Here is a 12,970-nt window from a genome sequence, read left to right on the forward strand (position 1 = left end):
TCCTGCGCAAACGATCACCTGATACCGTTCGTCCGCTTGCCCCTCATGCAAGCTCTGCCCGCGCCGATGTGCATTAAATGGCGCTGAATGGACTTGGCGAGCGGGAGCACTCCCGTCTCTTGGCCAACACCTCATCCATTTGCGAGTTCGCCCTATGTTCGACTCCCTGTCCATCCGCCTGAAAATCGTGCTGTTGTCCGGTCTGTGCCTGCTCGGCGTCATCGCGCTGATCGTTGGCATGAACATCTACCAGACCAACCAGAACGACGAACTGGTCAACGCCTCCAGCAGCAAAATGCTCACCGCCAGTGTGCAAAACCTGCTGCAAGCCAAAGCCGCCGAGCAAGCCGTGCGGGTGCAGAAGACCTTCGGTGAAAGCCTGCTGGTGGTGACGGCCCTGGCCGATCAGATCAAGGACATGCGCAACATGGCGGCCAAGCGCTCGCTTGAGGCCGGCGCCTTGCGTGAAGAGTTGAACCAGAGCCTGAAAACCGCTTTCGAGCGCAACAGCAAAGTGCTGGGAATCTGGCTGGCGTTCGAACCCAACGGCCTCGACGGCAAGGACAGCGAGTTCGCCAATGATGCGGCCCGCCAATCCAACGAATCCGGACGTTTCGCCAGTTACTGGAGCCGCGCGGGCGGGGTCGGGCTGAACACGATCATGGTCGAAGACGACATGACCAAAACCACCTTGAGCCTCAGCGGTACGCCTTACAACAGTTGGTACACCTGCCCTCGCGACAACAAACGCTCCTGCTTGCTCGACCCGTATTCCGATACCGTGGGCGGCAAGGAAGTGCTGATGACCACCATTTCCGTTCCGCTGCTGGTGGACGGCAAGGCCATCGGCGTGGTCGGCGTGGACATTGCCCTCGACGCGTTGCAAGCGGCGACGGTGGACTCCCAGCGTGATTTGTTCAACAACGCCGGGCATATGCTGATCGTCTCCGGCAGCGGCGTGCTCGCCGGTTACAGCGCCGACGCCGGCAAGGTCGGTAAAAACATCGGCGAGACCCTCGGCGCAGACGGCAAGGAAGTCCTGCAATTGCTCGGCAATGGCTCGCCGAAGATTATCGAACAGGGCGACCTGATCCGCGCGGTGTTCCCGGTCAGCCCGATCCCCGATTCCAAAGCCTGGGGCGTGGTGATCGACCTGCCGAAACAAGTGCTACTGGCCGACTCGGTGAAGCTGCAAGCGGTCGTCGATGACGCGCAACAAAGTGGCACGATCAAGGCACTGATGGTGGCGATCGCGGCCGGTCTGGTTGGCCTGTTACTTATCTGGCTCACCGCTTCCGGCGTGACCCGGCCGATCAACAGCGTCGCCGAAATGCTCAAGGCGATTGCCAGCGGCGACGGCGACCTGACCCAGCGCTTGCACTACAGCAAGAAAGACGAACTCGGCGAACTGGTGAGCTGGTTCAACCGTTTCCTCGACAAGCTGCAACCGACTATCGCGCAGATCAAGCAAAGCATCACCGATGCCCGTGGCACCGCCGACCAGTCTTCGGAAATCGCCCGCCAGACCAGCGAAGGCATGCAGGTACAGTTCCGCGAAATCGACCAGGTCGCCACCGCGTCCAACGAAATGAGCGCCACCGCGCATGACGTCGCCAACAGCGCATCGAACGCCGCCAACGCAGCCAAAGGTGCTGACCAGTCAGCCCGCGACGGCATGCAGATCATCGAGCGCAGCACCCGGGACATTAACTTGCTGGCCGACGAAGTCAGCAAAGCCGTGACCGAAGTCGAAGCCCTGGCGGTCAACAGCGAGCAGATCGGTTCGGTGCTGGAAGTGATCCGCAGCATTGCCGAACAGACCAACCTGCTGGCACTCAACGCGGCGATTGAAGCGGCGCGTGCCGGGGAAAGCGGTCGCGGCTTTGCGGTGGTGGCCGATGAAGTGCGCAACCTGGCCAAACGCACCCAGGACTCGGTGGAAGAAATCCGCGTCGTGATCGAACGCATCCAGACCGGCACTCGCGGCGTGGTCGCCACCATGCATTCGAGCCAGACCCAGGCTCACAGCAACGCCGGGCAAATCCAGCAAGCGGTCCAGGCCCTGGGCAAGATCAGCGACGCGGTCACGGTGATCAGCGACATGAACCTGCAAATCGCCAGCGCCGCCGAACAGCAAAGCGCCGTGGCCGAAGAGGTCAACCGCAATGTCTCGGCGATCCGCACCGTCACCGAAACCCTGACTGGGCAGGCGACCGAATCAGCGCAGATCAGCAGCCAGCTGAATGCACTGGCCACGCACCAGATGAAATTGATGGATCAGTTCCGCGTTTAACCCTGTGGGAGCGAGCTTGCTCGCGATGACGGACTGACATTCACCATGGATGTCGACTGATGCACCGCTATCGCGAGCAAGCTCGCTCCCACAGGTTTCATCCTGTTGCTCGTCTATTTTGATCTATGATCGAACCCTCGTTCCGGAGGGCCTTCGATGACTGATTTACTCACGTCCATTCAAGCCGCACTCGGCTTGCCGCACACCCCAATCCCCTTCACGTCGGGCGGCGCCCTGCCCTCGGCGTTCGCCGTCACCGACCTCGCCTGCGCGAGCATCGGCGCTGCCGGTCAGGCCGTGAGCGAATTGCTGCAGCGGCAAACCGGTCGCTTGCCCAGCCTTGAAGTGGATCGCCGTTTGGCCTCGTTCTGGTTCGCCACCTCGATTCGCCCGGTGGGCTGGAGCGTGCCGCCGCTGTGGGACCCGGTCGCCGGTGACTATGCGACGAAGGACGGCTGGATCCGCCTGCACACCAACGCCCCGCATCACCGCGCTGCCGCTGAAAGCGTGCTCGGCGCCTGTGCCGACCGCGCCGCGATGGCGAGTCAGGTGGCGAAATGGGCCAAGACCGATCTGGAACTGGCCGTGGTCGAGGCCGGTGGTTGTGCCGCCGAAATGCGCACCTGGGCGCAGTGGCAGGCTCATCCTCAAGGCATCGCGGTGAACGCCGAGCCGTTGATTCAATTCGCCGCCAATGCCAGTCAAACCACCAAAGCGTGGCAAGGCTCCGTCGCGCGACCGCTGGCCGGGATCAAGGTACTGGACTTGACCCGTGTACTCGCCGGCCCTACCGCCAGCCGCTTCCTCGCCGGCCTCGGCGCCGACGTCTTGCGCATCGACCCGCCGACCTGGAACGAGCCCGGTGTCGTGCCGGAAGTCACCCTCGGCAAACGCTGTGCGCGCCTGGATTTGCACGACAAGGCTGATCGCGCGGTGTTCGAAAGCCTGCTCAAGGACGCCGACATTCTGCTCCACGGCTACCGCGCCGATGCGCTGGAACGCTTGGGTTACGGCGTGACTGAACGCCAGGCATTGGCACCCGGTTTGATTGATGTCTGCCTCAACGCCTACGGCTGGAGCGGCCCGTGGCAGAACCGTCGGGGTTTCGACAGCCTGGTGCAGATGAGCAGCGGGATCGCCGAGGCCGGCCAGCAATGGAAGAAGGCCGACAAGCCAACACCGTTGCCGGTGCAGGCGCTGGATCACGCGACCGGGTATTTGATGGCGGCAGCGGCGATCACGTTGTTAGGCAGTGGAGGATCGGCACGGTTGTCGTTAGCGCGGACGGCGAAGTTGTTGATCGAGCATGGCACCGGGATAGATGAGGCGTTGCGGGCGGAAGATGACAGCGATCAAGGGCTGCTGGTTGAACAGACACCTTGGGGGCCGGCGCATCGGTTGCATGTTCCGCTGAAGATCACCGGGACGCCGTTGCAATGGACACTGCCGGCCTCGGAACTGGGTTCCCATCGCGCGCAGTGGTGGTGACTGTTAGATAGTCATCGCGAGCAAGCTCGCTCCCACAGGGGACCGCGTTCCTCCAAGTGAACTCGGTCAACTGTGGGAGCGAGCTTGCTCGCGATGAGGCCAGAACATCCGATACAAGTCCCAGATCAGCTCAATCAGCCCGACTCAACGATGTCCACAAAAGCTGCGCCGCATATCCCCGAAACGGCCGCCACACCTCAGCCCGCAACAACAAATCCCGCGCCGTCACCGGCTCCCCCTCAAGCGCCGCCAACGCATTAATCAATCCCACATCCCCCGAAGGAAACGCATCCCTTTCCCGCAACTGCCGCAACGCAATGTACTGCGCCGTCCAGTCACCAATCCCGTGCAACGCCAACAACCGCGCCACGCCACCGTCCCGACCCGGTTCAAACAACAACGGATCCTCCAGCAGCGCCTGCGCCACGCCCGACAACGTCCGCCCACGGCTTTTCGGCATGCCCAATGCCGCCAGATCCGCCACCGCCAACACCGTCGCGCCAGGAAACACATGTGTCAGCCCCGGCAGCGCCGAACGCAACGGCTCGCCATACTGCTCCACCAATTTCCCCGCCAGCTTAATCGCCGCACTCACCGTAATCTGCTGCCCCAACACCGCGCGAATCGCCAGTTCCAGCCCATCCCACGCCCCCGGCACGCGCAATCCGGGACGCTCGGTGATCAACTGCGCCATCAGTGGATCTGCCGCCAAATGCTGCTGGATCGCCGGCAAGTCGGCATCCAGATCAAACATCCGCCGCACCCGCGCCACGATCTCGGGCACGGCGGCCGGGTCCGGAAAATCCAGCGTCAGCTCCAGCGCATCAATCCCCGTGGGTTTGATCGACAACGTACCGTGCACACCGTGTAAACCGATGCTGCGCGAATACACGCCATCGACCACCGTCTCCATCCCGGCAATCGCTCGCGCCGACAAAAAAACCAGCATTGCCGCCCAGTCATAAGGCGGCCGATACGCCAGCAGCAACCTCATCGCGACAGCCCCTCTAACCGTTAACTAAATAGATAAAGCGTAATAACGTTTAATAATTAACACCGACTAGCGCCTTTTATTTATAGCCGATCAATCTATGGCAATCCGCGTATAACCTTTTTTTATTTCAGTCCTGATAAATCAATTCTGTACTGAAAACAGACATCAATGTTTGCGAAAACGCAGAAACGAACTAGTTTAAAAAGCTCCATGCGCTACGCATTATCCCGCCTTATCTGCCGGAGGCCTCTGGACCGGGCTTTTCCAGCAATACAGTTATGAACGGTAAAAGTTCATAAGTCTTTCATTAACAATGGAATGTGCCCATGCACTGATCTATGTCAGCTGATTGAACAGTTAACAGATTTAATCTGTTGCCTCTCTTCTCCTGCACTGGAGTCATGCAATGTCTGAATCCCCCGCAAAACTGAAACTCGGTGCGCTCGTTGCATTGGTCGTTGGCTCAATGATTGGTGGCGGGATCTTCTCTTTGCCGCAGAACATGGCCGCCAGTGCGGACGTCGGCGCCGTGTTGATCGGTTGGGCGATCACGGCGGTCGGCATGCTGACCCTCGCCTTTGTCTTTCAGACCCTGGCCAACCGCAAACCGGATCTGGACGGCGGAGTTTATGCCTACGCCAAGGCCGGTTTCGGCGACTACATGGGTTTCTCATCGGCCTGGGGTTACTGGATCAGTGCCTGGCTGGGTAACGTCGGTTACTTCGTGCTGCTGTTCAGCACCCTCGGTTACTTCTTTCCGATTTTCGGCGAAGGCAACACTGTTGCCGCAGTGATCGGCGCCTCGGTGCTGCTCTGGGCCGTGCACTTCCTGGTGCTGCGCGGGATCAAGGAAGCGGCGTTCATCAACCTGGTGACTACCGTCGCCAAGGTCGTGCCATTGCTGCTGTTTGTGTTGATCGCCGTATTCGCCTTCAAACTGGACATCTTCACCGCCGACATCTGGGGCAAAAACAACACCACGCTGGGTAGCGTGATGAGCCAGGTGCGCAACATGATGCTGGTCACCGTCTGGGTGTTTATCGGCATCGAAGGCGCGAGCATCTTCTCGGCCCGGGCAGAAAAACGCAGCGATGTGGGTAAAGCCACGGTGATCGGTTTCATCACCGTGCTGCTGTTCCTGGTGCTGGTGAATGTGTTGTCCCTCGGGATCATGACCCAACCGGAACTCGCAAAGTTGCAGAACCCGTCGATGGCGGCGGTGTTGGAACATGTGGTCGGTCACTGGGGCGCGGTGCTGATCAGCATCGGCCTGATCATCTCGTTGCTCGGTGCGTTGCTGTCGTGGGTGCTGCTGTGTGCGGAGATCATGTTCGCCGCCGCCAAGGACCACACCATGCCGGCGTTCCTGCGCAAGGAAAACGCCAACCACGTGCCGGTCAATGCCTTGTGGCTGACCAACGCGATGGTGCAGGTGTTCCTGATCATCACGCTGTTTTCCGCCAGCACGTACCTGTCGCTGATCTACCTCGCCACCTCGATGATTCTGGTGCCGTACCTGTGGTCGGCAGCCTACGCGCTGCTGCTGGCGGTGCGTGGCGAAACCTATGAAAACGCCCTGGCCGAACGCAAGAAAGACCTGATCATCGGCGGCATCGCGGTGATTTATGCGGTCTGGCTGCTGTATGCCGGCGGCATCAAATACCTGCTGCTGTCCGCCCTGCTCTACGCCCCCGGCGCGATCCTGTTCGCCAAGGCCAAGATCGAAGTGGGCAAACCGGTTTTCACCAATGTCGAGAAACTGATTTTCGCCGCCGTCGTCGTCGGCGCCCTGGCGGCAGCTTACGGGCTGTATGCCGGTTTCCTGACTCTGTAACCGTTTCAATCTGGAGGATCACTGAATGACCACGGAAAAAGTGAAGTACGGCGTACATTCCGAAGCCGGCAAACTGCGCAAAGTGATGGTTTGCTCCCCAGGCCTGGCCCATCAGCGGCTGACCCCGAACAACTGCGACGAACTGCTGTTCGATGACGTGCTGTGGGTCGCCCAGGCCAAGCGTGACCATTTCGATTTCGTCACCAAGATGCGCGAACGCAACGTCGATGTGCTGGAAATGCATAACCTGCTGACTGACATCGTCGCGATTCCCGAAGCCCTGGACTGGATTCTGGACCGCAAGATCACCGCCAACACCGTGGGCCTGGGTCTGGTCAACGAAGTCGGTTCATGGCTGCGCAGCCTGGAGCCGCGCAAAATCGCCGAGTACCTGATTGGCGGCGTATCGGCCGATGACCTGCCGAACAGTTTCGGCGGCAAGACCATCGAGATGTTCCGCGATTTCCTCGGCCACTCCAGTTTCATTCTGCCGCCGCTGCCCAACACCCAGTTCACTCGCGACACTACTTGCTGGATCTACGGTGGCGTGACCCTGAACCCGATGCATTGGCCAGCGCGTCGCCAGGAAACCTTGCTGGCCAGCGCCATCTACAAATTCCATCCGGAGTTCACCAACGCCGACTTCCAGGTCTGGTACGGCGACCCGGATCAGGAACACGGTAACGCGACGCTCGAAGGCGGCGACGTGATGCCGATCGGCAACGGTGTGGTGTTGATCGGCATGGGCGAACGCTCGTCCCGCCAGGCCATCGGCCAATTGGCGCTGAACCTGTTCAAGCACAAAGCGGTTGAACGAGTGATTGTCGCCGGCCTGCCGAAGTCCCGCGCGGCGATGCACCTGGACACCGTGTTCAGCTTCTGCGACCGCGACCTGGTGACGATTTTCCCGGAAGTGGTCAGCCAGATCGTTGCCTTCACCCTGCGCCCTGACGAGAGCAAACCGGGCGGCATCGATATCCGCCGCGAAGAAACCAACTTCCTCGACACCGTGGCCGCCGCCCTCAATCTCAAAGCATTGCGCGTGGTGGAAACCGGCGGCAACAGCTTCGCCGCCGAGCGCGAGCAGTGGGACGACGGCAACAACGTGGTGGCCCTGGAACCGGGCGTGGTGATCGGCTACGACCGCAACACCTACACCAACACGTTGCTGCGCAAGGCTGGCGTGGAAGTCATCACCATCAGTGCCGGCGAACTCGGTCGCGGTCGCGGCGGCGGCCACTGCATGACCTGCCCGATCATTCGCGACCCTATCGACTATTAATTCATGAGCCGTGCTCCGCGCTTATAAAGCGCGGAGCCGGCGGATAACCGAAACCCAAGGAGATCCAAAATGGCTTTTAACATGCGTAACCGCAGCCTGCTGAGCTTGATGCACCACACCACCCGCGAGCTCAACTACCTGATCGACCTGTCCCGTGACCTCAAGCGCGCCAAGTACACCGGTACCGAGCGTGCGCACCTGCAAGGCAAAAACATCGCGCTGATCTTCGAAAAAACCTCGACCCGCACCCGTTGCGCGTTCGAAGTCGCGGCGCACGACCAGGGCGCCCACGTCACCTACATCGACCCGGTGTCGTCGCAGATCGGTCACAAGGAAAGCATGAAGGACACCGCCCGCGTCTTGGGCCGGATGTTCGACGCCATCGAGTACCGTGGCTTCGAACAGGAAATCGTCGAAGAGCTGGCCAAGTTTGCCGGCGTGCCGGTGTTCAACGGCCTGACCGCTGAATTCCACCCGACCCAAATGATTGCCGACGTGCTGACCATGCGTGAGCACAGCGACAAACCGCTGCATGAAATCAGCTACGCCTACCTCGGTGACGCGCGCTACAACATGGGCAACTCGCTGCTGATGATCGGCGCCAAACTCGGCATGGACGTGCGCATCGGCGCGCCGAAAGCCCTGTGGCCGCATCAGGATTTTATCGACCAGTGCCAAGCCTTCGCTGAAGAAAGTGGCGCGCGCATCACCATCACCGAAGACCCGAAACAAGCGGTCAAGGGCGTGGACTTCATCCACACCGACATCTGGGTGTCGATGGGTGAACCGGTTGAGGCGTGGGACGAACGCATCGAGCAATTGCTGCCGTACCAGGTCAACACCGCGATGATGAAAGCCTCGGGCAACCCGCGCGTAAAGTTCATGCACTGCCTGCCGGCGTTCCATAACAGCGAAACCAAGGTCGGCAAAGACATCGCCGCGCGCTATCCGCACCTGGCGAATGGCGTTGAAGTGACCGAAGAAGTCTTCGAATCGCCCGCCAACATCGCCTTCGAGCAAGCGGAAAACCGCATGCACACCATCAAGGCGATCCTGGTGTCGGCGTTGGCGGATATCTAAAAGACTCCCACTGACAAAACACAGTCAATGTGGGAGCGGGCTTGCTCGCGAATGCGGTGTGTCAGGCAACATTGATGGCGACTGATACACCGCTTTCGCGAGCAAGCCCGCTCCCACAGTAGACCGAGTCGTTTGCCAGCTCTCTGTAGAAGGACTGCACTATGCGTATCGTCGTCGCCCTGGGCGGTAACGCCCTGCTCCGTCGTGGTGAACCCATGACCGCGGACAATCAACGCGCCAACATCCGCGTCGCCACCGAACAGATCGCCCGGATCTACCCCGGCAACCAACTGGTCATCGCCCACGGCAATGGCCCGCAAGTCGGCCTGCTGTCGCTGCAAGCGGCGGCCTACACCTCGGTGTCGCCCTACCCGCTGGACGTGCTCGGTGCCGAAACCGAAGGCATGATCGGCTACATCATCGAACAGGAATTGGGCAACCTGCTGGACTTCGAAGTGCCGTTCGCCACGCTGCTGACGCAAGTCGAAGTCGATGCGAATGACCCGGCATTCCAGCACCCGAGCAAACCCATCGGCCCGGTGTATTCGAAAGCTGAAGCAGAAAAACTCGCCGCCGAAAAAGGCTGGGCGATTGCCCCGGACGGCGACAAATACCGTCGCGTGGTCGCCAGCCCACGGCCGAAACGCATCTTCGAAATTCGCCCGATCAAGTGGCTGCTGGACAAGGGCAGTATCGTGATCTGCGCTGGCGGTGGCGGGATCCCGACGATGTATGGCGCCAGCGGCAAACTCGAAGGCGTGGAAGCGGTAATCGACAAAGACCTGTGCTCGGCGCTGCTGGCCGAACAACTGGAAAGCGATCTGCTGGTGATCGCCACTGACGTCAACGCCGCATTCATCGACTTCGGCAAACCAACCCAGAAAGCCATCGCCCAGGCCCACCCCGACGCCATGGAAAAACTCGGCTTCGCTGCCGGTTCCATGGGGCCGAAGGTCCAGGCTGCGTGTGAGTTCGCCCGCAAGACTGGCAAAGTCGCGGTCATCGGTTCACTCTCGGACATCGAAGCCATCGTCCAGGGCAAGGCCGGCACGCGCATCAGCACGGCGACACCTGGCATTACTTATTTATAAGGAGAGACGCCAATGGCGACGTTTGAACCGGGTCACTTGCACTTCGAGCGCCACGCGCTGAACGACGACGATGTCAGCTACAACCTGTGCCTGGACTATGAAGTCACCCAGGATCCCGAAGGAGGCAAAGGCATGCAGTTCACGTTGCATGGCAGCATCCAGGGCAAGGACATGAACGAGCAGTTCTTCCTGCCCAAGGACCAGGCCTACAACTTCGCCAGCAACGTGACGCACATTGCCGAGAAATACGGCGTGCCCAAGACCCACAGCAGCATTGGCTCGGTGCACAAGCATTACGATGCGATGTTTGAAGATGTGCGGGTGCAGTTGGACATGAAATCGGGTGATCCGGTGAAGCCTGAACATCTGGAATAACCCACCATCCCTGTGGGAGCGGGCTTGCTCGCGAAAGCGGTTTATCAGTCGACATTATCAGTGACGGACACACCGCCTTCGCGAGCAAGCCCGCTCCCACAGGAGATCGTTTCAGACCCGAAGTCCTGTGCAGGATTTCACCATTACTCCGCTGCAAGGCATACTTGCCACCCTCCGCACTCCAGAACCAAAAACCGCCCCATGCGTATCCACGTCAGCTTCATCGACCGCGTCGGCATTACCCAGGAAGTCCTGGCCTTGCTCGGTGGGCGCAATCTCAATCTGGATGCGGTGGAAATGGTTCCGCCGAACGTCTACATCGACGCCCCGACCCTGAGCCCGGAAGTGCTCGAAGAACTGCGCGACGCCTTGCTTAGCGTGCGCGGCGTGCAGGCGATGACGGTGGTCGACATCTTGCCCGGCCAGCGCCGGCACTTGCAGTTGGATGCGTTACTCGCGGCCATGACCGACCCGGTCCTGGCCCTCGACAGCGCCGGCAAAGTGCTGCTGGCCAACCCCGCCCTGATTGCCCTGTACGGTCGCGAACCCGCCGGGGAAAGCATCGCCGAGCTGTTTGCCGATCCGGCACTGCTCGATACTTTGCTGGAAAACGGCTTCCGCCTGCCGCTGCGGGAAATCACCGTCAACGGCCAGACCTTGCTGCTGGACGCCACGCCGATCACCGATGCCGGCGCTCTGCTGACCCTGTATCAGCCGAACCGCATCGGCGAACGTCTTTCCGCCCTGCATCACGACCACGCCGAAGGATTCGACGCCTTGCTCGGTGAATCCCCGGCAATTCGTACATTGAAGGCTCGCGCCCAACGGGTCGCCGCCCTTGATGCGCCGCTGCTGATCCAGGGCGAAACCGGCACTGGCAAAGAACTGGTGGCCCGCGCCTGCCACGCCATCAGCGCGCGGCACAGTGCACCGTTCCTGGCGTTGAACTGCGCGGCATTGCCGGAGAACCTCGCCGAAAGCGAACTGTTCGGCTATGCGCCCGGCGCTTTTACCGGCGCGCAACGGGGCGGCAAACCGGGGCTGATGGAACTGGCGAACCAGGGCACGGTATTTCTCGATGAAATCGGTGAGATGTCACCGTACTTGCAGGCGAAATTACTGCGCTTTTTGAACGACGGCAGCTTCCGTCGGGTGGGCGGTGATCGTGAGGTCAAGGTCAACGTGCGCATCCTCAGCGCGACCCACCGCGACCTGGAAAAAATGGTCAGCGAAGGCACCTTCCGCGAAGACCTGTTCTATCGCCTCAACGTGCTCAACGTCGAAGTCCCGCCGCTGCGTGAACGCGGCCAGGATATTTTGCTGCTGGCCCGCTACTTCATGCAGCAGGCCTGCGCGCAGATCCAGCGCCCGGTCTGTCGCCTGGCGCCGGGCACTTACCCGGCACTGCTGGGCAACCGTTGGCCGGGTAATGTGCGGCAACTGCAAAACGTAATCTTCCGCGCGGCGGCGATTTGCGAAAGCAGCCTGGTGGATATTGGTGATCTCGACATCGCCGGCACCTCGGTGGCGCGCCAGAGTGACAGCGAAGTGGATAGCCTCGAACAGGCGATGGAAGAGTTCGAGAAGACCTTGCTGGAAAAACTCTACGTCAGCTACCCCTCGACCCGGCAACTGGCCAGTCGATTGCAGACTTCGCACACCGCCATTGCGCATCGATTGCGCAAATACGGCATCCCAAACAAACCCTGAGCCTGACTCGGTCAAAAATGTGGGAGCGGGCTTGCTCGCGAAGGCGGTGGGTCAGTTGGCATCGATTTGACTGACCCACCGTCTTCGCGAGCAAGCCCGCTCCCACAGGTTCTGTATACAGCCTGAAAACCTGTTTAAAAGCGACCTTCATCTGTACTGAAAGCGCTACAGCGGAACGATATCGCTACACCCTCTCCTGATCACCGCTGTGCAAGGCTTTGATCCCATTACGCTTTTTTCTTCGCACCAGGCTGTAGCGATTTCGCTACAGCTATTCAATTCGCTCACGCCTCACAAACAAACAAGCCATTGATTTATAAGGCTTTAATAACTTTGGCCGCGATCTTGCTTAGTAGCCACCTATAAAGAAGGGCTTTAGCCCAAGCATTTAATCGCGTCCACCAGACGATTCTGGCCCCCTTAGGAGTTTCCATGAGCGAGTTGCGTTTTACTGAAGATCACGAATGGCTGCGCACCGAAGCTGACGGCAGCGTTACAGTCGGCATCACCGCTTTCGCGCAGAACGCCTTGGGCGACGTGGTTTTCGTACAACTGCCTGAGCTGCAGTCCTACGACAAAGGCGCTGAAGCCGCCACCGTGGAATCGGTAAAAGCCGCCAGCGGCGTGTACATGCCACTCGACGGTGAAGTGCTGGAAGTCAACCCGGCGCTCGACAGCAGCCCTGAACTGGTCAACGAAGATCCGCTGGGCGAAGGCTGGTTCTTCCGCTTCCAGCCAACCGACGCCTCTGCTGTCGCCAAACTGCTGGATCAGGACGCTTACGACCGTCTGATCAAAGCCAACGCCGAAGCCTGAGGAGCGC

The 12,970-nt window shown here is 60.2% G+C and carries 9 protein-coding genes and 2 pseudogenes; 10 read left to right on the plus strand and 1 reads right to left on the minus strand.

From position 1 onward, the window contains the following. Positions 1–427: 427 nt before the first annotated feature. The 3 genes and pseudogenes from LOY68_RS32400 to LOY68_RS24765 form a co-directional block, all read left to right on the plus strand. Positions 428–1,387, plus strand: a pseudogene (locus LOY68_RS32400) (chemotaxis protein); the annotation flags it as partial. A gap of 381 nt (positions 1,388–1,768) precedes the next feature. Continuing rightward, positions 1,769–2,293 (plus strand): annotated as a pseudogene (locus tag LOY68_RS32405) (methyl-accepting chemotaxis protein); the annotation flags it as partial. A 156-nt stretch (positions 2,294–2,449) separates the two neighbouring features. After that, a complete protein-coding gene (locus LOY68_RS24765; protein ID WP_265040513.1) occupies positions 2,450–3,781 on the plus strand; it encodes a CoA transferase in 1,332 nt (443 codons plus the stop codon). A gap of 130 nt (positions 3,782–3,911) precedes the next feature. Here the strand turns inward: LOY68_RS24765 and LOY68_RS24770 are convergent, their stop codons facing one another. Beyond that, positions 3,912–4,775, minus strand: a complete 864-nt coding sequence (locus tag LOY68_RS24770; protein WP_265040514.1) for a DNA-3-methyladenine glycosylase family protein — start codon at positions 4,773–4,775, stop codon at positions 3,912–3,914. 406 nt (positions 4,776–5,181) lie between these two features. On the opposite strand from LOY68_RS24770, the gene arcD reads away from it, so the two are divergent. The 7 genes from arcD (at position 5,182) to gcvH (ending at position 12,963) form a co-directional block, all read left to right on the plus strand. Next, positions 5,182–6,609 (plus strand): arginine-ornithine antiporter, encoded by a 1,428-nt coding sequence (gene arcD, locus LOY68_RS24775; protein ID WP_265040515.1) that lies wholly within the window; start codon positions 5,182–5,184, stop codon positions 6,607–6,609. A gap of 25 nt (positions 6,610–6,634) precedes the next feature. Next, positions 6,635–7,891: an arginine deiminase gene (gene arcA, locus LOY68_RS24780; RefSeq protein ID WP_054613735.1), complete on the plus strand. Its 1,257-nt coding sequence runs from the start codon at positions 6,635–6,637 to the stop codon at positions 7,889–7,891. Positions 7,892–7,960: 69 nt separating this feature from the next. Continuing rightward, positions 7,961–8,971: an ornithine carbamoyltransferase gene (locus LOY68_RS24785; RefSeq protein ID WP_265040516.1), complete on the plus strand. Its 1,011-nt coding sequence runs from the start codon at positions 7,961–7,963 to the stop codon at positions 8,969–8,971. 161 nt (positions 8,972–9,132) lie between these two features. Beyond that, complete coding sequence (gene arcC / locus LOY68_RS24790; protein WP_054044966.1) at positions 9,133–10,062, plus strand: carbamate kinase; 930 nt, start codon at positions 9,133–9,135, stop codon at positions 10,060–10,062. 12 nt (positions 10,063–10,074) lie between these two features. Next, entirely contained in the window at positions 10,075–10,437 is a 363-nt protein-coding gene (locus tag LOY68_RS24795; RefSeq protein WP_054613732.1) for a DUF5064 family protein, read from the plus strand. A 201-nt stretch (positions 10,438–10,638) separates the two neighbouring features. Continuing rightward, positions 10,639–12,147: a sigma-54-dependent transcriptional regulator gene (locus LOY68_RS24800; RefSeq protein ID WP_163912575.1), complete on the plus strand. Its 1,509-nt coding sequence runs from the start codon at positions 10,639–10,641 to the stop codon at positions 12,145–12,147. 432 nt (positions 12,148–12,579) lie between these two features. Continuing rightward, positions 12,580–12,963 carry a glycine cleavage system protein GcvH gene (gene gcvH, locus LOY68_RS24805; protein ID WP_008027813.1) on the plus strand — a complete coding sequence of 128 codons (384 nt, stop codon included), beginning with the start codon at positions 12,580–12,582 and terminating at the stop codon, positions 12,961–12,963. Positions 12,964–12,970: the final 7 nt, after the last annotated feature.

The organism is Pseudomonas sp. B21-053, assembly GCF_026016365.1.
GTDB lineage: Bacteria > Pseudomonadota > Gammaproteobacteria > Pseudomonadales > Pseudomonadaceae > Aquipseudomonas > Aquipseudomonas nunensis.

Excerpts from the sequence above, each read along its gene's own strand:
- gcvH (WP_008027813.1), top strand. The coding sequence starts at position 12,580 with ATGAGCGAGTTGCGTTTTACTGAAGATCACGAATGGCTGCGCACCGAA.
- LOY68_RS24795 (WP_054613732.1), top strand. The coding sequence starts at position 10,075 with ATGGCGACGTTTGAACCGGGTCACTTGCACTTCGAGCGCCACGCGCTG.
- arcD (WP_265040515.1), top strand. The coding sequence starts at position 5,182 with ATGTCTGAATCCCCCGCAAAACTGAAACTCGGTGCGCTCGTTGCATTG.
- LOY68_RS24785 (WP_265040516.1), top strand. The coding sequence starts at position 7,961 with ATGGCTTTTAACATGCGTAACCGCAGCCTGCTGAGCTTGATGCACCAC.
- LOY68_RS24770 (WP_265040514.1), bottom strand. The coding sequence starts at position 4,775 with ATGAGGTTGCTGCTGGCGTATCGGCCGCCTTATGACTGGGCGGCAATG.
- LOY68_RS24765 (WP_265040513.1), top strand. The coding sequence starts at position 2,450 with ATGACTGATTTACTCACGTCCATTCAAGCCGCACTCGGCTTGCCGCAC.
- arcC (WP_054044966.1), top strand. The coding sequence starts at position 9,133 with ATGCGTATCGTCGTCGCCCTGGGCGGTAACGCCCTGCTCCGTCGTGGT.
- LOY68_RS24800 (WP_163912575.1), top strand. The coding sequence starts at position 10,639 with ATGCGTATCCACGTCAGCTTCATCGACCGCGTCGGCATTACCCAGGAA.
- arcA (WP_054613735.1), top strand. The coding sequence starts at position 6,635 with ATGACCACGGAAAAAGTGAAGTACGGCGTACATTCCGAAGCCGGCAAA.